The sequence below is a fragment of the Hirschia maritima DSM 19733 genome (genome assembly GCF_000378345.1).
Classification (GTDB): domain Bacteria; phylum Pseudomonadota; class Alphaproteobacteria; order Caulobacterales; family Hyphomonadaceae; genus Hirschia; species Hirschia maritima.
Genome location: NZ_KB899545.1, coordinates 458,991 through 484,804 on the forward strand (window position 1 = coordinate 458,991; position 25,814 = coordinate 484,804).

Sequence of the window (25,814 nt, forward strand, 5' to 3'; positions counted from 1 at the left end):
CAGTTTAGATCATAAATAGGCAATCTACTTTAAGATAGTTTCTGGTTTAATTTAGGAGTTGTTTTCTCAATGGCTGAATCAACAGAGATACAAACTCTATCGAAACCGCGCTTTGTACATTTACGAGTTCGTTCTGCGTTATCCCTTCTAGGGTCAATGATTACGATCAAGAGCTTGTGCAAATGGACAGCGGAAAATGGTTTTCCGGCTGTTGCAATTACAGACGACAATAATATGTTCGGTGCGCTGGAATTGTCAGAGACGATTGCACCAATGGGGGTGCAGCCTGTTGTCGCCATCACGCTTCATATTTATGACCCTAAAAACCCAGATACAGCACCAACTGAACTAGCACTGTTTGCCCAGAATGAGATTGGGTATAAAAACATGATGGTGCTGACAACAAAAGGGTTTTTGGAGTCTCCTTCTGGAGGTACTGGTGTTTACCTGGATGATGTACTAGCCCACACAGAAGGATTGATTTGCACCACAGGTGGTGGAAATGGTGAGGTTACTCACTTATGTGCACGCGGCGATATAGATGGTGCGCGAAATTATTTGAACAAACTGAGTGAGGCTTTCCCGGATCGTCTTTATGTGGAATTGCAACGTCATGGACGTGAGACCGAGGATAAAGGTGAAGAAGCACTCGTTGATTTAGCGTATGAGCTAGATTTACCTCTCGTTGCGACTAATGAAGCTCGGTTTATCAAACGTGCACAACACAAAGCCCATGATGCGTTGCTTTGTATCGCTGGCTCTACGTATGTTTCGGTTGACGATCGACCTAAGGCTTCGCCTGAACAATATATGAAGACTGAAGAAGAGATGATGGACCTCTTTTCAGACCTTCCAGAAGCAATCGAAAATACGTGTGAGATTGCGCGCCGGTGTGCCTATCGTCCCGCGTGGCGAAAACCAATCCTCCCCAATTTTACAGGAGATGATGGTGACGAAGGTGAGGAGCTGGATCGTCAGGCGCGCGAAGGTCTCAAAATGCGCCTGTCCACGGGAAAGCTATACGCTGAAGAGTCTGAATACTGGGAGCGCCTTGATTTCGAGCTTGGCATTATCCGCCATATGGGGTTTCCGGGTTACTTCCTGATCGTTTCGGACTTCATTAAATGGGCAAAAGAGCATGATATCCCGGTGGGACCGGGGCGTGGTTCTGGTGCCGGATCATTGGTGGCTTGGGTGCTTACTATTACAGACCTTGATCCATTGCGTTTTGGATTGCTGTTTGAGCGTTTCTTGAATCCTGAACGTGTGTCCATGCCCGACTTTGATGTCGACTTCTGTCAGGATCGTCGTCAGGAAGTGATCGAATACACCAAGCGTAAATATGGTGAAGACCGTGTGGCCATGATTATCACATACGGTACATTGCAGGCAAAGGCGGTTATCCGAGATGTTGGCCGCGTTCACCAATTGCCGTTTGGTCAGGTGGATAAACTTTCCAAACTGATTCCATTTAACCCAGCCAATCCGCCAACCTTGCAAGAAGCCATTGATGGTGAACCGAAGTTCAAACAGGAAATGCGGGACAATGAAGATGTCCGTAATCTTGTGGAAACAGCACTTGAGCTGGAAGGCTTATATAGAAACGCAGGTACGCACGCAGCGGGTGTAGTGATTGGTGACCGTCCTTTGGTCGAGCTCGCACCACTTTATAAAGACCCCAAATCAGACATTCCTGCCACCCAATTCAATATGAAGTGGGCTGAGCATAATGGTTTGGTGAAGTTCGACTTCTTGGGCCTAAAAACTCTTACAGTTATCCAACGTGCGCTTAAATTTGTTGAAAGCGAAGGTAAAGCACTAACCGAAAAATGGCACACTTTTGATGATGAAGAAGCTTATAAGTTGCTTTCATCAGGTGAAACACTTGGTGTGTTCCAGCTAGAATCGACTGGGATGAGAGATACGCTTCGGAAGGTGAAGCCGGACTGTATTGAAGATATTATCGCGCTTATTTCACTTTATCGTCCAGGGCCGATGAAAAACATCGATACCTATGTTGCTCGTAAGGAAGGGCGAGAAGAGATTGATTACCTTCATGATGATTTAAAACCTGTTCTGGAGGAAACTTACGGGGTTATCGTGTATCAGGAGCAGGTGATGCGTATTGCACAAATCCTTGCCGGATACTCACTTGGTGAGGCCGATCTTCTTCGTCGTGCCATGGGTAAGAAAAAACCGGAGGAAATGCTCAAGCAGAAGGTGCGTTTCCTAGAGGGAGCGGCAGAAAAGGGTGTCACCAAGGAACGCGCAGAGTTTATTTTTGAACTCGTGAATGAGTTTGCCGGATATGGTTTCAACAAATCGCACGCCGCTGCCTATGCCGTGATTGCATATCAAACAGCATACTTAAAAGCTAAGCATCCTGTTGAATTCCTTGCTGGGTCAATGAGTTTGGATCTGACAAATACGGAAAAACTTGCTGCGTTCTTCCAAGAAACCAAACGATTAAAAATTCCGGTCGTCACGCCGGATATAATGGCTTGTAATGCAGATTTTGATGTAAGAGATCAGAAAATTTACTATGCCCTTGGCGCAGTCAAAGGGGTCGGTAAAGAGGCTATGCTCGACGTAGAAAGAGCAAGAAATGAAAAGCCTTTTGAAAACCTGTTTGATTTTGCAGAGCGAGTAGATCCAAGACAGATAAATAGGCGAGTTTATCAGGCGCTTTCAAAATGCGGTGGATTTGATCAGCTTGAGAAAAACCGCTCGAGAGCATTTGAATCATCAGAACTATTGGCCGCAATGTCCAATACTGCGAACAAGGAACGGAACTCGAATCAAAACAGCTTGTTTGGGGATGAGCCACCAATGAGGCCGAAACTACCTAAAGCAGCGCCTTGGAGTTCGGAAAAAATTCTCGAAAATGAGCTTTCCAGCGTTGGCTTCTATCTTTCGGGCCATCCATTGGATGACATTTTAGAAGGGCCTGCGCGTGAACGAATCGTTTTATCTTCTCAAATGATGGAGTTGGGTAGAGAACGTGCCGCCCTAGAAATGATTGGGGTGGTAAAAATTCGGATGGAGAAACCGTCAATGAGTGGCGGAGGGAAGTTTGCTTATCTAACACTTTCTGATCCTTCAGGAGAATTTGAACTGTTTGTTGCTCCTGAAGTGCTCGCTGAAACACGCGATTATTTTGAAGTTGGCAATCGCGTGAACGTGCACGTAAAAGTTCGTCGTAAAGACGATGAGTTGCGATTCTCCGTTGATGGTGCGCGTCCTTTAGATAAAGCTGCTTTAGGGGCTCCTGCAAGATTGTGCGTTAGGGTAGGAGACATTGCCAGCATGGAACAATTGGCGGAAGTTGCGATGAAGTTACGTGAAGTTTCATGCCAGACAATCGGTACTATACAAATTGAAATTCCACTAGAAGATCAACGCCTGATTACGCTGGAGTTGGATGGGCATTATCCGATGGATTACGCGGCAATGTCTGCGCTGAAATCTGTTGTTGGTGTAGAGAGAGTGACACCGATCGCTGCCTAATTAAGAATGATTTGAATTGGTGGGTTGCCAGTTTCAAAAAAATGAGTATAAGCGCGCTTAATCCCGACACGCAGGTTATTTTCCGGTGCTGAATAGTTCGGCCAGCCTGCGGCGGCTAACCGGATAGGAAAATTGATATGGCTCTTCCTGAGTTTACTATGCGCCAGTTGCTAGAAGCTGGTGTACATTTTGGTCACCAAAAACACCGCTGGAATCCTAAAATGGATCGCTACATTTTTGGTGTTCGTTCTGGCATTCACATTCTAGACCTTTCACAAACTGTTCCTCTTTTGCACCAAGCATTGGTACAGGTTCGTGACACTGTTGCTAAAGGTGGACGTGTTCTTTTCGTAGGAACTAAGCGTCAAGCATCTGAATCAGTAGCTGAAGCAGCTGAACGTTCAGCTCAATACTTCATGAACGATCGTTGGTTAGGTGGAACTTTGACTAACTGGTCAACAGTTTCAAACTCAATCAAACGTCTTCGTGAGCTTGATGACCTATTGTCACAAGGTGACGGAACTGGTCTTACTAAGAAAGAATTGTTGAAGCTGACGCGTGAGCAGGAAAAACTTCAGCGTACTCTTGGTGGTATTCGCAATATGGGTGGGCTTCCATCAATCATGTTCGTGATCGACACAAACAAAGAATCTATCGCAGTTAAAGAAGCTAAAAAGCTTGGTATTCCGGTAATCGCTGTTGTTGATACAAACTGTGATCCTGATGAAGTTGATTTCCCAATTCCAGGAAACGATGACGCGACACGCGCTATCCAACTTTACACTAACTTGATTGCTGATGCAGTTCTTGATGGACTTGCAGAATCTTCTATGGAACTTGGTGTAGATCTTGGTGAAGCTGAAGATATTTCTGAAGTAGCATTGGCTGCTGAAGAAGTTGAAGCTGCAGCACCTGCTGAAGAAGCACCAACAGAAGAAGTAAAAGAAACAGAAGCGCCTACTGAAGGTGCTTAAGTTAAAGCTTTAAAGAAAATCACCACTCATTTATCCTTAGAGAGGTAACTGAAAATGGCCGCAATTACAGCTGCACTCGTAAAAGACCTGCGCGAGAAAACTGGCGCAGGAATGATGGACTGTAAAAAAGCACTATCTGAAAACGATGGTGACGTAGATGCAGCGATCGATTGGCTTCGTGCTAAAGGTCTTTCCAAAGCTGCCAAAAAAGAGGGCCGCGTCGCAGCCGATGGTCTAGTTGGTGTTGCAGTGGACGGCACTACTGGTGCTGTTGTTGAGGTTAACGCCGAGACAGACTTCGTTGCTCGTAACGAGACTTTCCAAGAAGCTGTGACTGGAATTGCCAAAGCTGCTATTGCTGTAAAAGGCGATGTAGACGCTCTTGCCGCTGCACCTGCTGTAGACGGTGGTGAAGGCTCTATCACTGATCAACTAAAGCGTATGGTTGCTACAATCGGTGAGAACATGAACCTTCGTCGTTCAGCTGGTATCTCAGTAGATAAGGGTGCAGTTGCATCTTATATCCACTCAGCAACAGTTGATGGTCTTGGTAAAATCGGTGTTGTCGTTGGTCTTGAATCAGAAGGCGATTCCGCAGCTCTGGTTGAAGTTGGTCGTAAAGTAGCGATGCACATTGCTGCGACAAACCCACTAGCAGCGACTAAAGATGAGCTAGACCCAGAAGCAGTTGAGCGTGAGCGTCAAGTTCTGACTGAGCAAGCACGTGAATCTGGTAAGCCTGAGAACGTTATCGAAAAAATGATCGAAGGTCGCATCCGGAAATTCTACCAAGAGGTTGTTCTTGTTGAGCAAGCTTTTGTAATGGACCCAGATGTAACTGTTGGTAAGTTTATCGAAAACGCCGCTAAAGAAGCTGGTGCGCCAGTGTCTCTGAAAGGCTTTGCAATGCTTCGCCTTGGTGAAGGTATTGAGAAAAAAGAAGAAGACTTTGCTGCTGAAGTTGCTGCTGCAACTGGACAATAAAGTTCTAATTCGACCTTGAATTGAAGCGGGGGTAGGCGATAAGTGTCTACCCCCGCTTTTTTATGGACGGGTATAAATTGCTAAGGGCAGGTAAAACGCTATGACATCTCAAACACAATCTCCAAAGTACAAACGTGTACTCCTCAAGATTTCTGGTGAAGTTTTAGCGGGTAAGAGCGAACCGGGTGTAGATAAATTCGGTATAGATATGGATGCTTGTTTTCCTATCGCCAAGGAAATCAAAGAAGCTATCGATGCAGGCACTGAAGTATGTCTTGTAATTGGTGGCGGAAATATTTTTCGTGGTCTTAAAGGTGTTGGCCAAGGTATGGAACGCGCTCAGGCAGACTCAATGGGAATGCTCGCGACGGTGATGAATGCACTTGCGATGCAGGGTGCGCTTGAAGAAATTGGGATACCAGCACGCGTTCAAAGTGCTGTTGAAATGCCTAAAATATGTGAACCATTTATCCGCCGTCGTGCAATTCGTCATATGGAAAAGGGACGAGTTGTAATTTTTGCTGCTGGTACAGGTAACCCTTATTTCACCACAGATACTGGGGCAGCCCTGCGTGCCGCTGAAATGGGGTGTGATGCTATGCTTAAAGGTACCCAGGTGGATGGTGTTTACACAGCGGATCCTAAAACAAACCCAGATGCAACACGCTATGATAACCTTGCTTATATGGATGTTTTGAATAAAGACCTTCGCGTTATGGATGCGACTGCTGTAAGCTTGATGAAAGAGAATCACATTCCGATAGTTGTGTTTTCAATTCACAACAAAGGATCACTTGCAGAGGTTCTAGCTGGTAACGGTGTTTGCACAGTCATCGAGAACTAGTTACACCTACCTCTGGCCAAAAAGGAAAATATTATGTCTGTAGATATGAAAGATTTGGAGCGCCGAATGGAAGGTGCCGTTACTTCGCTTAAATCAGAGTTTGCAGGACTTCGAACAGGCCGCGCTTCAGTGAACCTATTAGATACTGTAATTGTTGAAGCCTATGGTGCTCCAACACCATTGGCACAAGTCGCATCGATTTCAGTCCCAGAGCCTCGTATGTTGGCTGTGAATGTATGGGATGCGTCTGTTGTGAATGCTGCAGATAAAGCAATCCGAGATGCTGGACTTGGCTTAAACCCTGTTATGGATGGTCAAAACCTTCGGATTCCTATTCCCCCTTTGAATGAAGAACGCCGTGCAGAGCTCGCAAAGCTTGCTGGAAAATATGCAGAGTCTGCTCGCGTTGCCATTAGAAATGTTCGCCGCGATGGTATGGACGCCATTAAGAAAATGGAAAAAGACAGCGAAATCTCTAAGGATGAGCAAAAGTCAATGGAAGATGAAGTTCAAAAATTGACAGATAAAATTATCTCGTCCGTCGATGCTAGTGTAAAATCAAAAGAAGAAGAGATTATGCAGGTATAGTCTGTTGTCTCTAATCGCTTCCACAACTCCTATTGCTGATCATTCGAAGGTCGGTGATGAAGGGCATAGTCCCAAACACATTGCCATTATAATGGATGGCAATGGCCGGTGGGCGCAATCTCGGGGGCTTCCCCGTGTTGCCGGTCACAAAGAGGGTGTTGAGGCTGTTAGGAGGACCGTTGATGCGTGTAAGAAGCTTGATGTTGAGCATTTGACAATCTTCTCTTTTTCGACAGAAAATTGGAGGAGGCCACAAACTGAGATTGATGCTCTATTTGGCCTTCTAAAATTGTTTGTGAAAAAAGATCTTGCTCGCCTTCATAAAGAAGGGGTTCGGATTCGAATAATTGGTTCGCGTGAAGGTTTGCCTTCCGACGTGTTGAAATTAGTTTATGAATGCGAAGAAAAGACCAAGAACAACTCAGAATTTAATGTTAATATAGCTTTCAATTATGGAGCTCGAGCTGAGATTGTTGAAGCAACCAGGGCTATTGCTGAAGATGTTGCTAAGGGTTGCTTAAAGGCAGATTCTATTACAGAAGCGACCTTGCAAAGTAGAATGTGGACACAAGATTTACCGGACGTCGATTTATTGATCCGAACAAGCGGTGAATTGAGAATAAGTAATTTCTTACTTTGGAGTATCGCGTACTCAGAGTTGTTGTTTTTGGATGTACTATGGCCAGATTTTGGTCGAGCTGACTTGGAGCAAGCTATAGATGACTTCAAAAACCGTAACAGACGATTTGGCGGAATCAACGAGTCAGCAAACCAAACAGCCTGACAATTCTTCCTCTGAGACCGACAAAATCCGAAAACCAATCTTTGGAAATTTCTTCAAACGCGTCGTCGCAGCCATTTTGCTGGCACCGTTATGTATCTGGTCCGTTGTGCAGGGAGGCGTAGCATTCCTCATTGTAACTGGCATTTGTGCAATTATCGCTTCATTTGAATGGTCTTTCATGGTTTCCCGTGAGCAGGTTCAGTGGAAAAGACTTCTATTAAGCGCAATCATGTCAATTAGCGCATTGACTGCCATCTATGCCGGGTCATCCGGAATTCAGATGGTACTAGCAATTTCGGTATTTGCTGCTGGTTTAATGTGGGTGCTGGGCCAAGGTTTCAAAATTCATCCCTTAAGTTTGGCATTTGGTGCAGTCTACACAAGTTTACCTTTTGGAGCTTTTGTATTTCTCCGAGAATCTTCAGAAAACTCTCAACTCATGATGTTTGCAATTTTTGCTATAGTGTGGGGAACTGATACTGCTGGGTATCTTGCTGGTAAGGCGTATGGTGGCCCACTGCTTGCGCCTAAAAATAGTCCGAACAAAACATGGACCGGTGCTATAGGTGGGGTGATATATGCCGGTCTAGCGGGTGCAGCAGTGGCTAATTTAACTCAGTCTCCATTGTGGTTGTGGTTGGTTTGGTCAGTCTTCCTTTCAATCGCAGCACAACAAGGAGATCTATTAGAGTCCATGTTTAAACGAAAATTCGGCATAAAAGATATGTCGAACGTAATTCCCGGGCATGGGGGTTTATTAGATAGACTGGATGGACTGATGGCAGCGATTACAGTTGCAGCTTTCTTCAGTTTGTTTTTTCCGAGTTTAATTCAAAAGCTCCTGGGAGAATAACTTGGCTCAAACAAAAAGAGTTTCATTGCTTGGGGCTACGGGATCCATTGGCAATTCCACGTTGTCGCTGTTGAAGCAACGTTGTGATGAAATGCCTGATTTCAAAGTTGTTTCGTTAACGGCTCAAAAAAATGTAGAAGCCTTAGCTTTGGCTGCGATTGAAACAAAAGCGGAATTTGTTGCGATTGCTGATGATGCTAAATATTCACGGTTGAAGGAATTACTGCATGGTTCAGATACAGAAGTAGGAGCAGGCGAAGCTGGGCTTAATGATGCAGCAGCTCGCGAATGCGATACTTTGGTTTCTGCTATCACCGGAGCAGCTGCTTTGAGACCGACTTTAGAGGGAGTTAAGCAGGGGGCCAATATTGCGTTGGCAAATAAAGAGAGCATTGTTTGTGCAGGAAAATTATTTTTAGAAGCAGCACGCAAGTTTAATTCCAAAATACTTCCAGTGGATTCTGAGCACAATGCTATTTTCCAAGTATTAGACAATGAAAAACGTGTTGAAAAACTCATTTTAACCGCATCAGGCGGACCTTTTCGAACTACGTCATTGGAAGAAATGAAATTGGCCACGCCTGAACAAGCTGTGGCTCATCCAAACTGGTCAATGGGTGCTAAGATTTCCGTTGATAGTGCGTCGATGATGAATAAATCATTGGAATTAATTGAAGCTCATTATCTATTTGAAATGCCACAAGAGAAGATAGATGTTCTTATTCACCCACAATCGATTATTCATAGCTTAGTTTCATATGATGACGGCTCCGTCTTGGCGCAGTTAGGCATGCCTGATATGTGTACGCCTATATCTTACGCGTTATCATGGCCAACAAGAATGCCAGTTCCCGGTGTGGAAAGACTGGATTTAGGAAAAATAGGCAATCTTTCCTTTGAGAGACCTGACCTTAAAAAGTTCAAAGCACTGGAAATCGCCAGACAAGCATTGGAAATGGGAAGTTGGGGGCCCAATGTATTTAATGCAGTAAATGAAATAGCAGTTGAAGCATTTTTGAAAAAGAGGATTGGCTTTATTGATATTACGAGTACAACAGAGAAAGTACTCAATAGATTTGCTTCAAACGAGTTTGGAATAATGACTGATCCCGTTAACTTTGACGACGTGTTTGAATTAGACAAGCAAGCAAGAAGGATCGCTGAAGAACAGATTCAGGCATAAGCCCTGCATGTTCTCAGCACAAAAGTAGATTTCTAAGGATCAGCATTCGGTATGGATCTCATTTTAGGCCAACTTGCACAAATATTTTCTATAGTATCATCTGTGGTTCCATTCATAGTAATGATCGGTGTTGTAGTCACAATACATGAGCTAGGACACTATTGGGCTGGTAGGTCGTTTGGTGCGGCTGTCGAATCATTTGCGTTTGGTTTTGGTAAGTCGATCTTTGAAAAATCTGATAAAAATGGGACGAGGTGGCGAGTAAATTGGTTGCCATTAGGCGGTTTCGTAAAATTTGTTGGTGAAGCAGCCGAGCTCGATAAGTCCAATTCAGGCTCAGTTCTACCTATTGGTCGGCCATACAAAGAATTGGCGGCATGGCAGCGTGTTATAGTCTCCTTAGCTGGGCCTATCGCAAATTTCATATTGGCAATTGTTTTGTACGCATTTATTTTCGCGCAGGGGAAACCTGTATACGGCGATGTAACCGTTCTAGAAGTTCTAGAAGGCGGTGCGGCTTATGAAGCTGGCTTGCTTGTGGATGATGTCATTGTGGCGGTTGATGGTAAAACCATATCCAGTTCCAACGAGCTGATCGAGGCTGTTGCCTACAGCGCAGATGAGCCAGTAGAACTTCTCATAAGACGAGATGTTGAACAGTTAGATATAACGGTTGTTCCAAAGCGAGAGATTTTTGTTAATGAACGCCTTGGAATAGAAGATGAAATAGGACGAATTGGGATTCATATGAGTGCTCAACTTTTGTCTATAGATAAAGTTTCTGTTTCTGAAGCGATCTCGCTGGGAGCTGATCAAACAGCAAATGTGATCAGAAAAACCATAAAAGTGCTAAAGCGCCTTATTTTCGGCAAAGATAGCTTTGAGAAGATGAGAGGTCCATTGGGAATGGGCGATATTGCTGACCGTGTTGTGGACAGCAATATGAAGCGAACAGATATTAGTCTAAAGGATAGATTAGATAACACATTTTGGCAGATGCTTGAATTGATAGCGATGTTTTCGGTGAGTATAGGCTTTTTCAACTTACTGCCGATTCCAATGCTTGATGGCTATTCAGCATTGTTAGGAATGTACGAAACAATAGTGGGATCAGAAGTTTCTCTGAGATTTCAGGAATATCTTCTGCGCGGGGGGCTTGCAGTGGTTGGAGTTTTCTTTATCGCTGTAACTTGGAATGATTTAAAGCGGCTTGGGCTGCTTGATGTTTTTGGCGGTATGTTGTCATAAGTCTTTTGTCCGACGTGGCATAGCGCTTTGAAACGTGTAGAGGATATGAGTATGCGATCTTTGTTTGCAGGTGCACTTGCATTAACTACCTCAGCTGCGGCTTACTTCGCTGTTGCTGAAATGAGTGGCTCGTATGTCTCTCGTGCTCAAACAGCAAACCAAGACGCAATTTCACGAATCCTTGTTGAAGGTAACCAAAGAATCGAGACACGCACTGTTTTGTCTTATCTGTTGGTAGAGCCGGGAGATTCATTTGATTCTGAACGTTTGGATTTGTCTCTAAAAACTCTCTTCGCAACACAACTGTTTGCAGATGTTTTATTTGAAAAAAATGGTTCTGAGCTGATCGTACGCGTAAGTGAAAACCCCATCATCAACCAAGTGATTTTTGAGGGTAACAGCTCTATTCGTGATGATAAACTCGAGGAAGAAACTGAAGCGGCACCCCGTGAAGTATTTACTCAGGCTCGGGTTCAACAAGACGTTCAGAAAATTCTGGAAGCCTACCGTCGCGCTGGTAGGTTTGCGGCATCAGTAAACCCAACTTACAAGCCATTGGCTCAAAATCGGGTGGATCTAATTTTTGAGATCACTGAGGGACCTAAAACCGGTGTGAAGTCGATTAACTTTATCGGTAATGAAGTTTTCAAGGACAGCAAACTACGTTCTGAACTAGTGACACGCCAATCACGTTGGTGGCGGGTGTTTGAATCAAATGATAACTTCGACCCAGACAGAATGGAATATGATCGTGAACTGCTGCGACAATTCTATACGAATCAGGGATTTGCAGATTTTCGGGTAACTTCTTCAGTTGCTGAACTGACGCCTGATCAAAAAGATTTCTACATGACCTTCACTATTGATGAGGGACCACTGTATGAGTTTGGCGAAATCGATGTTGAAACGACATTAGAGAAGCTTTCGACCCAGAGATTAAAGGCGATTGTACCCACTCGTACAGGCCGCCTCTATGAGGCTGATTTGATTGAGAATGCTGTAGAGGCTATTACATTCGCTGCTGGTAGTGCTGGGTATGCATCTGTAGACGTCAAGCCACAAATCGATCGAGATCCCGAAACACAAAAGGTCAATGTTACTTTTGTTGTCGATGAAGGGCCTCGAGTTTATGTCGAACGCTTAGATATTATTGGAAATACTCAAACTCTTGATCACGTTGTGCGACGCGAATTGTTACTTGCGGAAGGGGATGCTTTTAATAGAATCCTTCTTGATCAGTCAAGAAATCGTATTCGCGGATTAGGGTTCTTTAAAGACGTTGAAATCACAGAAGAGCCGGGTTCTGCTCCTGATAAGACAATTGTAAAAGTGGCTGTTGAAGAACAACCAACGGGTGAGCTTGCGTTTTCTGTAGGTTATTCATCTGCCGACGCGTTCTTAGTGTCAATTTCCGCAACTCAAAGAAACTTCAGAGGTCGCGGACAATCCGTAACGGCCAATATTCAGTCTTCTCAATTCCAAGAAAATTACGAATTTAGATTTACTGAGCCTCGTTTTCAGGGCCGGAACATGGCAGCAGGTGTCGACTTGTTTGCGAACAAGACAGACTATCTAAGAATTGCCAACTATTCGAATAGTGTTATTGGAGCAGGGCTGCGTGTGGGCTTCCCGTTGGGAAACCGAACACAACTCGGTCTTAGATATAATCTCCGTCAGGATGACCTAGTGTTGGCGCAACGAAATGCTGATGGCACAAGGTCTGAAATCGAGAGTAGAGCCCAATGTTTGCTTACAAATACTATTGGGCTATGTGATCAATTAGGAGAGAAAATTACATCTTCACTAGGTTATTCTTTGGTTCGAGACCACAGAAATGACCCAATAAACCCAACCGGTGGTTATAGAATTAGCTGGAACCAGGACATAGCTGGTTTGGGTGGAGACGTTAATTATTTCAAACAAGAATTAAATGCGACAACGTACAAAGGCATAGCCCCAGGATTTACACTGACCGCTGGTGTAAAAGCCGGATATATTGAGGGTTGGAATGACGACAATATTCGCGTCAACAACCGTTTTTACAAAGGTGGAAACTCATTTAGAGGATTTGACACAGCGGGTTTAGGTCCCCGCCAATCGAGGGTTATTACCGAGCTGGATGTTCAAAACTTCGCAGCCGCACCTACGGATGCGGCATTTAGCCAAATCTTTTTCCGCGAAGATCAAAATGGGAATGCAACAATTCCCACCTTGGTTACAAACGACGTGAACGGAAATGCTTTAACTAGGCTCGCGGTGCTGAATGATGCTGGACAATTGGTTGCTGCGGAAGCTGGTGCAACAACTTCGGCTTACGGACGTGTGTCTGTAAATGACGACGGATCTTTATCAACTGCTCAACTTCAGGCAAAAGGGAATGCTCTCGGCGGGAAGGCATTTGCGATTGGTAGCGTAGAACTAACTCTCCCAATTCCTTTCGTTCCCGAAGAAATGGGAATAGGGGCTGCGCTGTTTACAGACTTTGGTAGTGTTGGTTATCTAGACGACCAAGATCTGGATACATCTACAACAGATTTTGTTCAAACATTCGGCCCAACCGGCTTTGTAAGAAGCCAAGCCTCTATCGATGATCAATTCAGCCTGCGTGCAAGTGCAGGGGTAAGTGTCTTCTGGGACTCTCCATTTGGTCCTATTAGATTTGATTTCTCACAAATTCTTGCAAGTGAAGATTATGACCGGACGGAAAACTTCCGGTTTAGTACTCGGACCCAATTCTAGGAAATTCAGAACATGTCCATTAAAAAATTATTCGTAGCGTTTTCAGCGTTGTTCTTGGTTTCTCCAGCATTCTTGCAGGCAGCAGCTCAGACAAATGTGATGGTAATCGATCAAGCAAAGATCATGACTCAATCAAAAGCTGGAAAAGATATTTCTAAAAAGCTGCAAAACATAGCTGAACAGATGAACAAGGAATTGAAACCTACTGCGGACTCATTGCAGGCAGAAGGAAAGTCACTTCAAACAACACTTGCACCTCTAAACCAAAACGCAATTGCTCAAGACAAAGCTTTGGTAACGCGCATTCAAAACTTTGAAAAACGTCGTGTAGAACTGCAGAAAACACAGCAAAAACGAGCTGCAGAACTTGAACTTACGAAAAGAGACGCTTGGAACAAATTTTTCCAGGCCTTGGAGCCTGCACTTAAAGATGCAATTGCTGAATCAAATGCTGATATCGTGATCGACCGCTCATCTACTATTCACACTGGTGAAGGTGTCGAAAAAACTGATTTGATCATCTCAAAGTTAGATGCTTCTACGCCAACTATCGCAGTCACGAAGCAATCTCTTCCTGCACCTACGAAACAGTAAATACACTGGACGGCTAAAGTGTTAGATGAACGTTTCTATGAAATCCTAGCTACGCCAAGTCTGAATGATTTGGCGTTAGCTGGAGGAGCAACAATAGCTCAAGAAGCAGAAAATGCGGTTTCATTAAATTCGTTCGCAAATGCTCAATCTGGTGATCTTACTTTTTTAGAAAGTGGCAAAGGTATAGACCTTAATGAATGCAGTGCATCGGTGTGCATTGCACCTGAGGAATTGGCAAATTCCTTTCCAAGCTCTACCTCAGTGCTGGTTTCAAAAACGCCTCGGTGGAGTTTTAGCAAGGCTGCTTTACTGTTAGCTGTTCCGCGCAGTTTTTCATCGAGTTCGGCAGTAGTATCTGATTCAGCAAAAATCTCACAAAGTGCACTGATTGCGCCAAATGTTACAATTGGCGATGATGTAAGTATTGGTGATAATACGAAGATTGCACCTGGGACTGTTATTTGGCCAGGTGTGAAAATTGGGAAAAATTGTTTTATAGGGTCTAATTGTACCATTAGATCTGCCCTCATTGGCGATAACGTCACGATCTATTCTGGCGCAACTATAGGTGAGGCAGGGTTTGGTCTTTCAATAGGCCCAGACGGTGCAATGGACACGCCTCATTATGGGCGCGTTATACTTCAAGATTATGTTTCGATAGGTGCAAACACTTGTGTTGATCGAGGTGTTTTCTCAGACACGTCGATACTTGAACGGTCTAAAATTGATAATCTGTGTCACATTTCTCACAATGTTGAGATAGGTGCTCATTCGGTTATCGCTGCTCATAGTGGTGTAGCAGGTTCTACACGTATCGGGTCTGGTACACAAATTGGTGGTGCAAGTAGTATTGCCGATCATTTGGTTATCGGGAAGAAGGTAAAAATCGGTGGAAATTCAGGCCTTATGTCGAACATTCCAGACGGTGAAACATGGGCAGGATATCCGGCTAAACCAATAAAAAAATGGCTTAGAGAAAGTGTCTGGCTCTCTAACCAAATTAAGAATAAAAACACCAAATAAATATTCGTACACTTTCGTGGAACGAAGACCGTTTTCATAAGGATACCCGGATATGGCAGTGAATATTCACTCTCATGCATTTGTAGAAACTGGTGCTCAACTTGGCGAGAATGTTACCATCGGCCCGGGCTGTGTGGTTGGCAGTAAAGTCAAAATTGGAGACGACAGTGTATTACATAGTCAGGTTGTAATTGCTGGAAATACCAGCATAGGGAAACGTGCAAATATTTATCCATTTGCGGCTCTTGGACACCCTCCACAAGATTTCAAATACAATGGTGAAGATACATTGCTCATTATTGGTGATGAAGTAACGGTTAGAGAACACGTCACCATGCATTTAGGGACGACTGCAGGGCATGGCGAAACTCGAGTAGGAAACAACGGCTACTTTATGGTTGGGTCTCATATCGGTCACGATTGCATTGTTGGCAACAATGTTACTTTTGCAAACAATGCAACATTAGGTGGACAAGTTAGTGTAGGCGATCATGTCATAATGGGTGGTCTATCTGCGGTTCATCAGTTTTGTAGAGTCGGAAAGCATGCCTTTATCGGTGGCGGTGCTCCTGTAACAGGAGATGTCATCCCATACGGAATGGTAGATAATCACGGTCGATTAGCTGGATTAAACTTGGTGGGATTAAAACGTCGAGGTTTTGGCAGAACTGAAATCAATGATTTAAGAACTGCATATCGCTTGTTTTTCGCGTCAGAAGGTACGTTCCAAGAGCGAATTGATGATGCTGCCAGATTGTATGAAGATCAAGAATTAGTCATGGAGATGGTAAGCTTTATTCGTGATGGAGCAAATCGTCACTTATGTTTGCCGAAGTAAGTATTATTCATGCCCTCAAACAAGCTCGGTCTTATCGCTGGAAGTGGTGATCTCCCACTATCATTAGCTAATCATGCGAAAGCAGAAGGTCGTGATGTCTTCATCGTGGGCATTGCCGGATTTGCGGAAGACAAATTACTCAACCAATTTGATCACAAAGTTATTTCCGTTGGAGAGGTTGGTAAGCAACTTAAAGCATTGAAAGAAGCCGATGTTGATGAAGTGTGCTTTGCGGGAATAGTTAAGCGTCCCGATTTTCAAAACCTTAAATTGGATGCAAAAGGATTATTTATTCTACCCAAAGTTATCGCTGCTGCCTCTCAAGGCGACGATGCGCTATTGCGGGTACTTGTTCAAACAATTGAAGGCGCTGGGCTTAAAGTTGTCGGCGCGGATGATGTCTTGTCCAACTTATTAGTTGAAGCTGGTGCTTTAGGAAAAATTACGCCCAACCAACAAGATATCAAAGATATTGAAAAGGCTGCAGATATAGCAGCTCAAATAGGCAAATTAGATATAGGTCAGGGCGCGATTGTTTGTGATGGATTGGTTCTAGCAGTAGAAGCACAAGAAGGCACTGACTTGATGTTGGAGAGATGCGCGCTGCTCCCGTCTAATCTTCGTGGTACTGCAGATAAACCTCGTGGCGTCCTGGTGAAACGCCCAAAACCTGTTCAAGAACGACGTATTGATTTGCCGACCATAGGACTTCAAACTCTTAGAGGCTTGAAAGCTGCGAATTTGGCAGGAGTGGCCTTTGAAGCAAACTCAGCTTTATTAATAGATCGTGAAAAACTCATTGAATACGCTGATTCAAACAACCTCTGGATCTACGGATTCGAAGCTTAGTTTTAGAAGTGGATTGAGGTCATGCACCTTTATTTTGTCGCCGCAGAACCATCAGGTGACGTGTTAGCCTCCGAAGTTATTCAAAAGATATCAATAACACATCCAGATACTTCTTTTTCTGGGGTTGGTGGGTCTCAGATGGCCTCACTCGGAATAACCAGTTTATTCGATACAAAAGAATTAGCAGTTTTTGGACTGCTTGAGGGAATAAAGGCGTTTAAAACTGTTAAAGCACGGGTTGAAGACACTGCTCGAGATATTGTTCAGAAAAATCCGGATGCTATCGTCTTGGTCGATTCATGGGGATTTATGTGGCGCGTTGCTCAGCGGGCAAAAGAATTGGGTTATGCTGGAAAGCGTATTAAGCTAATCGGACCTCAAGTTTGGGCAACACGGGCAGGCAGAGCGAAAACACTGGCAGCACATGTAGACCATTTACTCTGTATCCATGATTTTGAAGAACCTTTCTACAGACCTCACGGTTTGGATACAACTGTGATTGGAAACCCTGCGCTAGAGAGAGACTCACTCGGCAATGGAGCTGCTTTTCGAAAATCCCATGAATTGGCAGAGAAAGACACGCTACTTCTTTTATTATTAGGAAGCAGAAATTCGGAAATAAAAACGGTTGCTCCTATATTGATCGAGACTGCTAATGAGCTGTGCAAAAGGAATTCGGATGTTAAAGTCATTTGTGTTGCAGCTGATAGTGTCAAAGATCAAATTAGTGAGTTGAGTAAAACATGGCAATTTCCACATGCTCTAACAACGAACAACGATGAGAAATTAGACGCATTTGCTGCTTGTGATGTCGCATTAGCTTGTTCAGGTACCGTTACAACAGAAGTAGCTCTTCAAAATGTTCCACTGGTTATCGGTTACAAGGTTGGGTGGGTGACATGGGCAATTGCCCGACTTTTTTTGATGAAAGCAAAGTACATAACATTGTTGAATGTTGCTGCGGAAAAAGAAGTAGCAAAAGAATTTATTCAAACGCGTTTTACCACCAAAAGATTATTGGCTGCCTTGAATTCATTGATGAATAGCGATGAGGCGCGTCATCAACAAATTGAAGAACAAAATAAAGCGTTGGAACAAATGGGCAGAGGCGGTGAAGGCGCTTCCAATATATCTGCTCGTAAAATTGTAGAACTTGCATCAAAATAAAAGCCTGACCGTTTCCAGTCAGGCTTCAATTTAAATGAACCGAAACTAATTTTAGCGTTTGCTCACCGGCACATAGTCGCGGTTTGCTGCACCAGTATAAATCTGACGCGGACGACCAATACGTTGAGTTGGATCTTCAATCATTTCCTGCCATTGAGCAACCCAACCAACTGTACGAGCAAGTGCGAACAACACTGTAAACATCTCTGTCGGGAAACCCATCGCTTTCAATGTGATACCTGAATAGAAGTCGATGTTTGGATACAGGTTACGTTTAACGAAATACTCGTCTTCAAGTGCAATTTTTTCGAGTTCGATTGCAATAGGAAGAAGAGGGTCATTTGATGCGCCAACAGCATCAAGAACTTCGTGACAAGTCTTCTGCATTACCTTCGCGCGTGGGTCATAATTTTTATAGACACGGTGTCCAAAGCCCATAAGACGGAATGGATCATCTTTGTCTTTAGCTTTTGCGATGTATTCCGGAATACGCTCAACTGAACCAATTTCTTGAAGCATAGTCAATGCAGCTTCGTTTGCGCCACCGTGTGACGGCCCCCAAAGACAAGCAATACCCGCTGCGATACACGCAAATGGGTTCGCACCAGATGAACCTGCAAGACGCACTGTAGAAGTTGACGCATTTTGTTCGTGATCGGCGTGAAGGATGAAGATACGGTCCATAGCGCGCGCCATGACGTCTTGCACTTCATAATCTTCAGCAGGAACGGCGAAACACATCCGCAAGAAGTTTGCTGCATAGCCCAAGTCATTTCTTGGTGAAATAAACGGCTGTCCGATTGAGTATTTGTGAGCACGAGCCGCAATAGTTGGCATTTTAGCAATTAGGCGGTTTGCTGAAATGATGCGGTGCTGCGGGTCATTGATGTCTAGTGAATCGTGGTAGAAAGCAGACAGTGCACCAACTGCACCTGTCATAATCGCCATCGGGTGTGCATCACGACGGAATCCTTCAAAGAATCTGTCGAATTGCGTGTGGATCATAGTGTGGTGAGTAATTGTGTGTTTGTAGTCTGCCAATTCTGTTTGGCTTGGAAGTTCACCGTTTAGGAGAAGATAACACACTTCTAAAAAGTCAGATTGTTCAGCTAATTGGTCGATCGGGTAGCCACGGTGAAGAAGAGTACCTTTGCCACCGTCAATAAACGTAATTTGGCTTTCACAGCTAGCTGTTGATGTGAAACCAGGATCTAGTGTGAAATGGCCTGTTTGTTTGTTTAGTGAAGCAATGTCTACGACGTCAGGGCCGTGTGTTCCTGAATATACTGGAAGCTCTGCAGTTTTACCTGCGACCGTGAATGTCGCGGTTCCGTTAGGTTTGACTTTATTTTCCATTTTCTTATCGGCCCCTTATAAATTCGAGTTTGTGGTCAGTCAGATTGAGATTCAATCGCTAACCTTATCTAGTTGGTCTTTGATCCGGCTTAACGCTTCGTCGCGTCCTAGCCATTCCAGCACTAAACCGAGGTCAGGCGCTGGCGCACCGCCGGTGAGAGCGGCGCGTAAAGTTGGTCCAATCATTCCCATGCCGATTTCTTCATCCGCACAGAAGTTGGAAATTTCAGCTGTTAAAGCCGAATTTTCCCAATTTGATAAGTCCTTAAAACGAATAGTTAGCTTTGATAAGCGCTCTAAAGCGTCTTGAGACATCTTTTTCTTCAACTTGCCTGTAATTTCGATTGGACGAAGGTCTAACAAGAATTGTACTTGATTACCAAGTTCTTCGATTGTAGCCGCGCGTCCCTTGATATCAGACATTGCCGATCGAATACGTGATTTTTCCACATTAGACAATTGTGCAAAACCGTCGCGTTCAAATAGTAGGTCGCATAATCGATCGTCATCTGCTTGTGCTATATAGTGCGCATTGACAGATTTCATCTTGTCAAAGTCCAAACGACCTGGGGCTTTCCCTAAACCGTCTGTTCCAAACCATTCAATCGCTTTGTCTTGCGGAATGATTTCATCATCACCATGTGACCAACCAAGACGAAGGAGGTAGTTGTTCATGCCCTCTGGAAGGTAACCCATATCGCGATAAGCTTCGACCCCAAGTGCGCCATGCCTCTTTGAGAGCTTCTTTCCATCCGGTCCATGAATTAGGGGAACGTGTGCATATTTAGGCAAGTTCCATCCCATCGCCTGGTAAATTGGGATTTGGCGATATGTGTTCGCCAAATGATCATCACCACGGATGACTTGTGTAACACCCATATCATGATCATCAACTACAACTGCGATCATATATGTCGGCGTTCCATCGGCACGAAGAAGAACTAAATCATCAATGTTCTTTGTATCAACACCGACATCGCCTTGAACATCATCATTAAATTCGACTCGTCCATCATCTGGTGCCTTTAACCGCACAACGTAAGGCGAGCCTGGATCGTTTGGTTGTTTTCCATCGCGATAGGGCGATCTATATGGTGCAAGCAAAGCATCAGCTTCTGAACGTAGTTCGGCCGCTCTTGCTTCGTCACCCGATTTTATGGCCTCTTTGGCTTCTCTTCTCTTCGCTTCACCTTCATCCCGTCGTGCGGTTAATTCTTCTTGAGTTGTGTAACACTTAAAAGCGTGACCATTTTCAATCATTTGTTGAACAACTTCACGATGACGGTCAGCGCGTTGGAATTGAAAATATGGTTCGTCATCAGGTTTGATACCCAACCAATTTAAACCATCAAAAATCGCCTGTACGGCGTCTTCTGTTGACCGCTCGCGATCTGTGTCTTCAATACGAAGTAAGAATTTTCCATCATTGGCTTTTGCATAGAGCCAGTTGAATAAAGCTGTTCGTGCACCACCAATGTGTAGGTATCCAGTCGGCGAGGGGGCAAAGCGGGTGATTACCGTCATATCAACTTTCATAAATTCATTTGATAGGGGCCAAGATCCGATTGCATTTTGGCCACACATATTCTTGCCACTGAAGAACACCAATGTTGTTAAAAGGGCAAGTGCTTACACGCTATATCCATACGAATTGATCGAAATTTTGTAAAAACATGAAGTTTCTAACCGAATTTCTAGATCAACACGCGTTAAGATGGTCATTTTTATATCCCATCAGCTTCGTAATTGGAATCGCGACTTATTTAGAGCTATCTAGCGAACCTAATTGGGTTTTGGTGATGAGCTGTATCCTGCTCAGTGGATTAGTTCGGCAGATAATAAAAAGTCGTCAGTCAGTTCTTCTGGCTGCTCTGATAAACATCGTTTTGTGCTATTTAGCTGGTTTTTCTGTAGCCAAAATCAAAACAAATTGGGTTGCTGCACCAAAGATAATAGAAAAAATCGGTCCAGTTTCCTTAGAAGGACGCCTTGATGAGATCCAAGGAGGGAGAAATGGAAATCGCCTAAAAATTGAAGTAGGTGCCATTACCGGAATACCTAAACTTGATACGCCACATTTTGTTCGAGTCACCCAGAAAGAAGACACTGAACTCCTTCCTGGTAGAGAATTAAAATGTTTAGTATTTTTGTCTCCTCCGCCCAAACCTCAAATACAAGGCGACTTTAATTTTGCTAGATTGGCATACTTTCAAAAGATAGGAGCCGTTGGATTTGTATTGGGAAAATGTAAACCGCAGGCTACTTCAAACCTTTCCGAAGAAAACTTCGTTCAAAAAGCAAAGACACGTATCGCTTCTATAAGGCGAGAAATTTCGATCTACATTCTAGAAACTCTAGGTGAAAAATCAGGGGGAATCGCTTCAGCAATAATTACAGGGGACCGAAGTTTTTTAAAACCTGAAGATCAAGACGCATTAAGGACGATTGGCCTAGCGCATCTGCTAGCAATATCTGGCCTGCATATGGGCCTAGCGGCTAGTGTGTTTTACTTTCTTTCTCGTATAATGGTTACTTTTATAGAGCCATTGGCGTTGAGAGTTCCTATACAGAAAGTTGCCGCGGTTAGTGCTTTGTTGGGCGCTTCGACCTATCTTCTATTATCTGGCGGTTCAGTCGCAACACAGCGAGCCTATATTATGACGGTAGTTGCGCTTTGGGCCGTAATTTTAGATCGTCCTGCTTTTTCATTAAGGACGTTAGCAGTTGCATTTGTCATTGTCGCGATTCTGCAGCCAGAAACTGTTTTGTCGCCAGGTTTTCAAATGTCCTTTGCTGCCACAGCAGCGTTAATTGCTGTGTATGAAAACTGGAGGCTCTATCGGACGGCTAATCTAGCTTTAAAGCTCTGGAATGGGTTTCTGACGCTAACTGTAACATCTATAACTGCCTCTATGGCAACAGCACCTTTTGCTGCTTATCATTTTCAGCAGATCGCGCCTCTAAGTATTCCAGCAAATCTCTTGGTCATGCCAATTGTTAGTTTGTGGGCTGCACCTTCTGCAGCATTTGCATTGGTCTTTGCTCCTATTGGTCTTCAAGAACCGTTTTTGCATAGCTTCGGGAATGCTTTGGAGTTGATTTTAGATCTTTCAAGAGAATTGCAGACCCTTTCTCCTGAAATACGCGATGTTTCTCTCACTGCTAATAATTTCATCCTTTTCATTACTGCTGTGATAGCGGGGATCATTCTTAAAAAATACTATAAAATTCTAGGGTTAGGCTTGTTCGTAATTGCGGCGTACATGTCTTTTGATCCAATTATACCAATTTTATATTCCACAAATTCAGGTATTTACATAAAGGAGGGAGATAGTTGGGTGCATGTCATTCATGACAAAACTGAAAGCTCTAATTTAGCCCCCATGCGTTTAAAAGACCTTATAAAAGGGACAAAGAAACTCTCAGCTGATGATAAACCAATGGCCATAAATAATGAATCCTATACGGCGGATTTATCTTTTGTGAGTTGCTCAATTAAAAGCAATTCAAACCTTTCAATTCGATTGAAGAAAAAGGCCGGTGGGCCGGATGAAAGATGCATTTCAATTAATCTTGAAAATCCGAATGAACAACTTTCTGTATTACTAGAAAGTGAGAACTTTAAAATTACAAGAAGCGTCCCTCACAAGCGCCCATGGACTGAATAGGGCGCGTAAATTTTAAGGCTAGCCTTAGTGATATTGTCTTACAAGAGCTACCAACTTTCCTTGAACCCGCACCTTGTCTGGACCGAAAATACGAGTTTCATAGGCAGGGTTTGCAGCTTCAAGAGCTATGGATCCATTGCGTTTGCGAATGCGCTTTAGTGTGGCTTCTTCTTCGTTGACCAAAGCGACAACTATTTCGCCAGATGTGGCTGTGTCGCCTTTTTTGAGGATGACGATATCACCATCGAGGATACCTGCATCAATCATTGAATCACCTTGAACTTCCAGTGCAAAGTGATCATCCGCGTTCATGCCTCCTGTCGGAGCAGCAACACGATCGGTTTCATTTTGAATGGCCGCGATAGGCACACCGGCAGCAATACGGCCCAATACCGGAATAGTGTCGTTAGCTGCCATATTTTGGTTTGTTATCACCCCTTCATTAGCGATAATCGAAGGTTTGAAATTGCTTCTTCCTTGTGGTGGCGCAGACGGAGTCGCGCTCTCAGGTAGTTTTAATACTTCTATTGCTCGGGCGCGGTGAGGTAACCTTCTGAGAAAACCTCGCTCTTCAAGAGCAGTGATAAGTCTATGAATTCCAGACTTCGATGCCAGATCCAAAGCTGATTTCATCTCATCAAATGAAGGTGAAACTCCCGTTTCTTTGATACGTTGATGGATGAACAATAAGAGTTCACGTTGTTTGTTCGTAAGCATTTGAACCGCCAATCGATAATTTCGAGTCACGTAAAGTTCTACATGTGTTCTCGTTTTAGGTCAATCGTGGAACAAAAACTTATGAGGTGGAACGTAGAGTTTCTACAGTTTTGGAGGTTTTTCCAGATTTCATGAGGCTTTCACCAATTAAAAAACCTCTTGCTCCCGTTTTTCTCAATCTAGAAATGTCTTCCGCGTGTTTGATACCACTTTCAGAGATGAGCAGTTTATCGTCGGGTATCATGCTTGCTAAACGTTCCGTGGTTTCTAGTTCAGTAACCATCCGTTTGAGGTCTCTATTATTGACCCCCACGAGCGTGGAAGGGAGTGAAAGTGCCTGCTCCAACTCTTCCTCATTGTGAGCCTCGAGCAAAACGGACAATCCCAATTGATCAGCACATTGATGGAGATCAATAGCTTGTTGAGTATCTAAAACCGCCATAATGAGCAATATAGCATCTGCACCGGATGCTCTTGCTTCCAGCAATTGGAATTCATCGATCATGAAATCTTTACGCAACACTGGAATTTTAACAGCATTTCTGACTGCGACCATATCTTCAATCGAACCGCCAAAGCTTGGCATATCTGTCAAAACTGAAATGCACGCAGCACCTCCAATTTCATATGCTTGCGCTGTACCTGTTGGATCAGTCAGCATATTGATCTCACCGGCAGAGGGGCTTTTGCGCTTTATTTCACATATAAGAGCATTTTCGTCAGCTTTTGAAATATCGTGCATACGCTTTGCAAACCCACGCGGTGGAGTTTGTGTTAAAGCATCAGAATGAAGAGATTCCGCACTTCTTTGTTGCTTAAGTTGAGCAACTTCATCACGTTTATAGTCTATAATTTTATCTAGTGCGGTTTTCATTTATGCGTCTTTGTTTGATTGTTCTTTCAGCGCGTTCAATGCGTTTAAAGCGCTACCATTATCTATTGATTTCAGTGCAGATTTAACACCATCAGCATGGTTGTTCGCATTTCCGGATAGGTACAGTCCTGCTCCAGCATTTAGCGCTACTATATTCCGGAATGCGGATACCTTTCCGTTTAACAGCTCTTTTATAGCGTCAGCGTTTTCTTGAGGACTTCCACCTTTTAACTCGTCAAGTTGAGACAAAGGCATATCAAAATTTGTTGGAGAGATTGAAAACTCTCTGATCTCTTGTGGCGTCACTTCTACAATTTTAGTTGCAGAAGTCACAGTGATTTCATCCAGACCGTCATCGCCATGCACTATCCACGATTTACGAGTGCCTAGGCGTTGAAGCACCTCAGCAAATGGAATGAGCCAGTCCCGACTAAACACACCTATGATTTGGTTTTTTGCATTTGCTGGATTGGTAAGAGGGCCGAGCAAATTAAAAATAGTTCTGAGGCCCAACTCCTGACGTATCGGGGCAACGTGGCGCATGGCGGAATGATGCGAACGTGCAAACATAAAACCAACGCCCGCATTTTTAAGGCAGTTTTGAAATTGCTGTTCATTGATTTCTAGATTTACACCCAAGGCTTCCAGCACATCAGCTGATCCGGTCTTGGGTGGGACTGAACGATTACCATGCTTGGCAACGCGGCCACCAGCACCAGCTATGACGAGAGCTGCAGCTGTCGAAGTGTTAAGGCTCTTAAACGGTAAACCACCCGTTCCGCACGTATCAACTACATCATCTGGAGCAGCAACTTTCTTGGAATGTTTTCGCATGACCGATGCGGCAGCGAAGATATCGGAAGGGGTTTCCCCCTTAATTCGAAGAGCAACTAAGAAGCCTGAGATTAATACTGGGTCGACACTACCACTAAGAATCTCATCAAAACTATCAATTACGAGCTGTTCGTTAAGCTCTTCACCATCAGCCAGTGTTTTTATCGCTTCTCTAACAATGTCACTCATA

Annotated in this window: 21 protein-coding genes; 16 read left to right on the plus strand and 5 right to left on the minus strand. The window is 44.0% G+C overall.

The window, feature by feature from the left end:
* Nucleotides 1–69: 69 nt before the first annotated feature.
* The 15 genes from dnaE to lpxB all read left to right on the plus strand — a co-directional run bounded on the left by dnaE (nucleotide 70) and on the right by lpxB (nucleotide 18,175).
* Nucleotides 70–3,507 carry a DNA polymerase III subunit alpha gene (gene dnaE / locus F551_RS0107590; protein WP_018996899.1) on the plus strand — a complete coding sequence of 1,146 codons (3,438 nt, stop codon included), beginning with the start codon at nucleotides 70–72 and terminating at the stop codon, nucleotides 3,505–3,507.
* 137 nt (nucleotides 3,508–3,644) lie between these two features.
* Complete coding sequence (gene rpsB, locus F551_RS0107595) at nucleotides 3,645–4,481, plus strand: 30S ribosomal protein S2 (protein ID WP_018996900.1); 837 nt, start codon at nucleotides 3,645–3,647, stop codon at nucleotides 4,479–4,481.
* Nucleotides 4,482–4,535: 54 nt separating this feature from the next.
* Nucleotides 4,536–5,465: a translation elongation factor Ts gene (gene tsf, locus F551_RS0107600; RefSeq protein WP_018996901.1), complete on the plus strand. Its 930-nt coding sequence runs from the start codon at nucleotides 4,536–4,538 to the stop codon at nucleotides 5,463–5,465.
* A 100-nt stretch (nucleotides 5,466–5,565) separates the two neighbouring features.
* The gene (pyrH, locus tag F551_RS0107605; RefSeq protein ID WP_018996902.1) at nucleotides 5,566–6,309 is read left to right on the plus strand and encodes a UMP kinase; all 744 of its coding nucleotides are present in this window, start codon (nucleotides 5,566–5,568) and stop codon (nucleotides 6,307–6,309) included.
* A gap of 33 nt (nucleotides 6,310–6,342) precedes the next feature.
* On the plus strand, nucleotides 6,343–6,897 hold the full coding sequence (gene frr / locus F551_RS0107610) for a ribosome recycling factor (RefSeq protein ID WP_018996903.1): 555 nt from the start codon (nucleotides 6,343–6,345) through the stop codon (nucleotides 6,895–6,897).
* A 91-nt stretch (nucleotides 6,898–6,988) separates the two neighbouring features.
* Complete coding sequence (uppS, locus tag F551_RS0107615; RefSeq protein WP_051089153.1) at nucleotides 6,989–7,681, plus strand: polyprenyl diphosphate synthase; 693 nt, start codon at nucleotides 6,989–6,991, stop codon at nucleotides 7,679–7,681.
* A complete protein-coding gene (locus F551_RS16465; RefSeq protein ID WP_018996905.1) occupies nucleotides 7,617–8,534 on the plus strand; it encodes a phosphatidate cytidylyltransferase in 918 nt (305 codons plus the stop codon). Before uppS ends, F551_RS16465 begins: the two co-directional genes overlap by 65 nt.
* Before the next feature lies 1 nt (nucleotide 8,535).
* Entirely contained in the window at nucleotides 8,536–9,717 is a 1,182-nt protein-coding gene (gene dxr / locus F551_RS0107625; RefSeq protein WP_018996906.1) for a 1-deoxy-D-xylulose-5-phosphate reductoisomerase, read from the plus strand.
* A gap of 51 nt (nucleotides 9,718–9,768) precedes the next feature.
* Nucleotides 9,769–10,965: a M50 family metallopeptidase gene (locus tag F551_RS0107630; protein ID WP_018996907.1), complete on the plus strand. Its 1,197-nt coding sequence runs from the start codon at nucleotides 9,769–9,771 to the stop codon at nucleotides 10,963–10,965.
* Nucleotides 10,966–11,016: 51 nt separating this feature from the next.
* Nucleotides 11,017–13,704 (plus strand): outer membrane protein assembly factor BamA, encoded by a 2,688-nt coding sequence (bamA, locus tag F551_RS0107635; protein WP_018996908.1) that lies wholly within the window; start codon nucleotides 11,017–11,019, stop codon nucleotides 13,702–13,704.
* A gap of 12 nt (nucleotides 13,705–13,716) precedes the next feature.
* Nucleotides 13,717–14,298 (plus strand): OmpH family outer membrane protein, encoded by a 582-nt coding sequence (locus F551_RS0107640; RefSeq protein ID WP_018996909.1) that lies wholly within the window; start codon nucleotides 13,717–13,719, stop codon nucleotides 14,296–14,298.
* Between the two features lie 18 nt (nucleotides 14,299–14,316).
* Nucleotides 14,317–15,321 carry a UDP-3-O-(3-hydroxymyristoyl)glucosamine N-acyltransferase gene (gene lpxD, locus F551_RS0107645; protein WP_018996910.1) on the plus strand — a complete coding sequence of 335 codons (1,005 nt, stop codon included), beginning with the start codon at nucleotides 14,317–14,319 and terminating at the stop codon, nucleotides 15,319–15,321.
* 52 nt (nucleotides 15,322–15,373) lie between these two features.
* Entirely contained in the window at nucleotides 15,374–16,159 is a 786-nt protein-coding gene (gene lpxA, locus F551_RS0107650; RefSeq protein ID WP_018996911.1) for an acyl-ACP--UDP-N-acetylglucosamine O-acyltransferase, read from the plus strand.
* 9 nt (nucleotides 16,160–16,168) lie between these two features.
* The gene (locus F551_RS0107655) at nucleotides 16,169–17,008 is read left to right on the plus strand and encodes an LpxI family protein (protein ID WP_018996912.1); all 840 of its coding nucleotides are present in this window, start codon (nucleotides 16,169–16,171) and stop codon (nucleotides 17,006–17,008) included.
* Nucleotides 17,009–17,029: 21 nt separating this feature from the next.
* Complete coding sequence (gene lpxB, locus F551_RS0107660) at nucleotides 17,030–18,175, plus strand: lipid-A-disaccharide synthase (RefSeq protein WP_018996913.1); 1,146 nt, start codon at nucleotides 17,030–17,032, stop codon at nucleotides 18,173–18,175.
* Between the two features lie 51 nt (nucleotides 18,176–18,226).
* On the opposite strand, the gene gltA is transcribed toward lpxB, so the two are convergent.
* Nucleotides 18,227–19,531 carry a citrate synthase gene (gene gltA, locus F551_RS0107665; RefSeq protein WP_018996914.1) on the minus strand — a complete coding sequence of 435 codons (1,305 nt, stop codon included), beginning with the start codon at nucleotides 19,529–19,531 and terminating at the stop codon, nucleotides 18,227–18,229.
* A 51-nt stretch (nucleotides 19,532–19,582) separates the two neighbouring features.
* Nucleotides 19,583–21,055 carry a glutamate--tRNA ligase gene (gene gltX / locus F551_RS0107670; RefSeq protein WP_026296717.1) on the minus strand — a complete coding sequence of 491 codons (1,473 nt, stop codon included), beginning with the start codon at nucleotides 21,053–21,055 and terminating at the stop codon, nucleotides 19,583–19,585.
* A gap of 149 nt (nucleotides 21,056–21,204) precedes the next feature.
* Here gltX and F551_RS17135 point away from each other — a divergent pair, with 149 nt between their 5' ends.
* On the plus strand, nucleotides 21,205–23,199 hold the full coding sequence (locus F551_RS17135) for a ComEC/Rec2 family competence protein (protein ID WP_018996916.1): 1,995 nt from the start codon (nucleotides 21,205–21,207) through the stop codon (nucleotides 23,197–23,199).
* A gap of 24 nt (nucleotides 23,200–23,223) precedes the next feature.
* Here the strand turns inward: F551_RS17135 and lexA are convergent, their stop codons facing one another.
* The 3 genes from lexA to trpD all read right to left on the minus strand — a co-directional run bounded on the left by lexA (nucleotide 23,224) and on the right by trpD (nucleotide 25,813).
* Nucleotides 23,224–23,916: a transcriptional repressor LexA gene (gene lexA, locus F551_RS0107680; protein ID WP_018996917.1), complete on the minus strand. Its 693-nt coding sequence runs from the start codon at nucleotides 23,914–23,916 to the stop codon at nucleotides 23,224–23,226.
* Nucleotides 23,917–23,995: 79 nt separating this feature from the next.
* Nucleotides 23,996–24,790: an indole-3-glycerol phosphate synthase TrpC gene (gene trpC, locus F551_RS0107685; RefSeq protein ID WP_018996918.1), complete on the minus strand. Its 795-nt coding sequence runs from the start codon at nucleotides 24,788–24,790 to the stop codon at nucleotides 23,996–23,998.
* Nucleotides 24,791–25,813: an anthranilate phosphoribosyltransferase gene (gene trpD / locus F551_RS0107690; RefSeq protein WP_018996919.1), complete on the minus strand. Its 1,023-nt coding sequence runs from the start codon at nucleotides 25,811–25,813 to the stop codon at nucleotides 24,791–24,793.
* Between the last annotated feature and the right edge of the window lies 1 nt (nucleotide 25,814).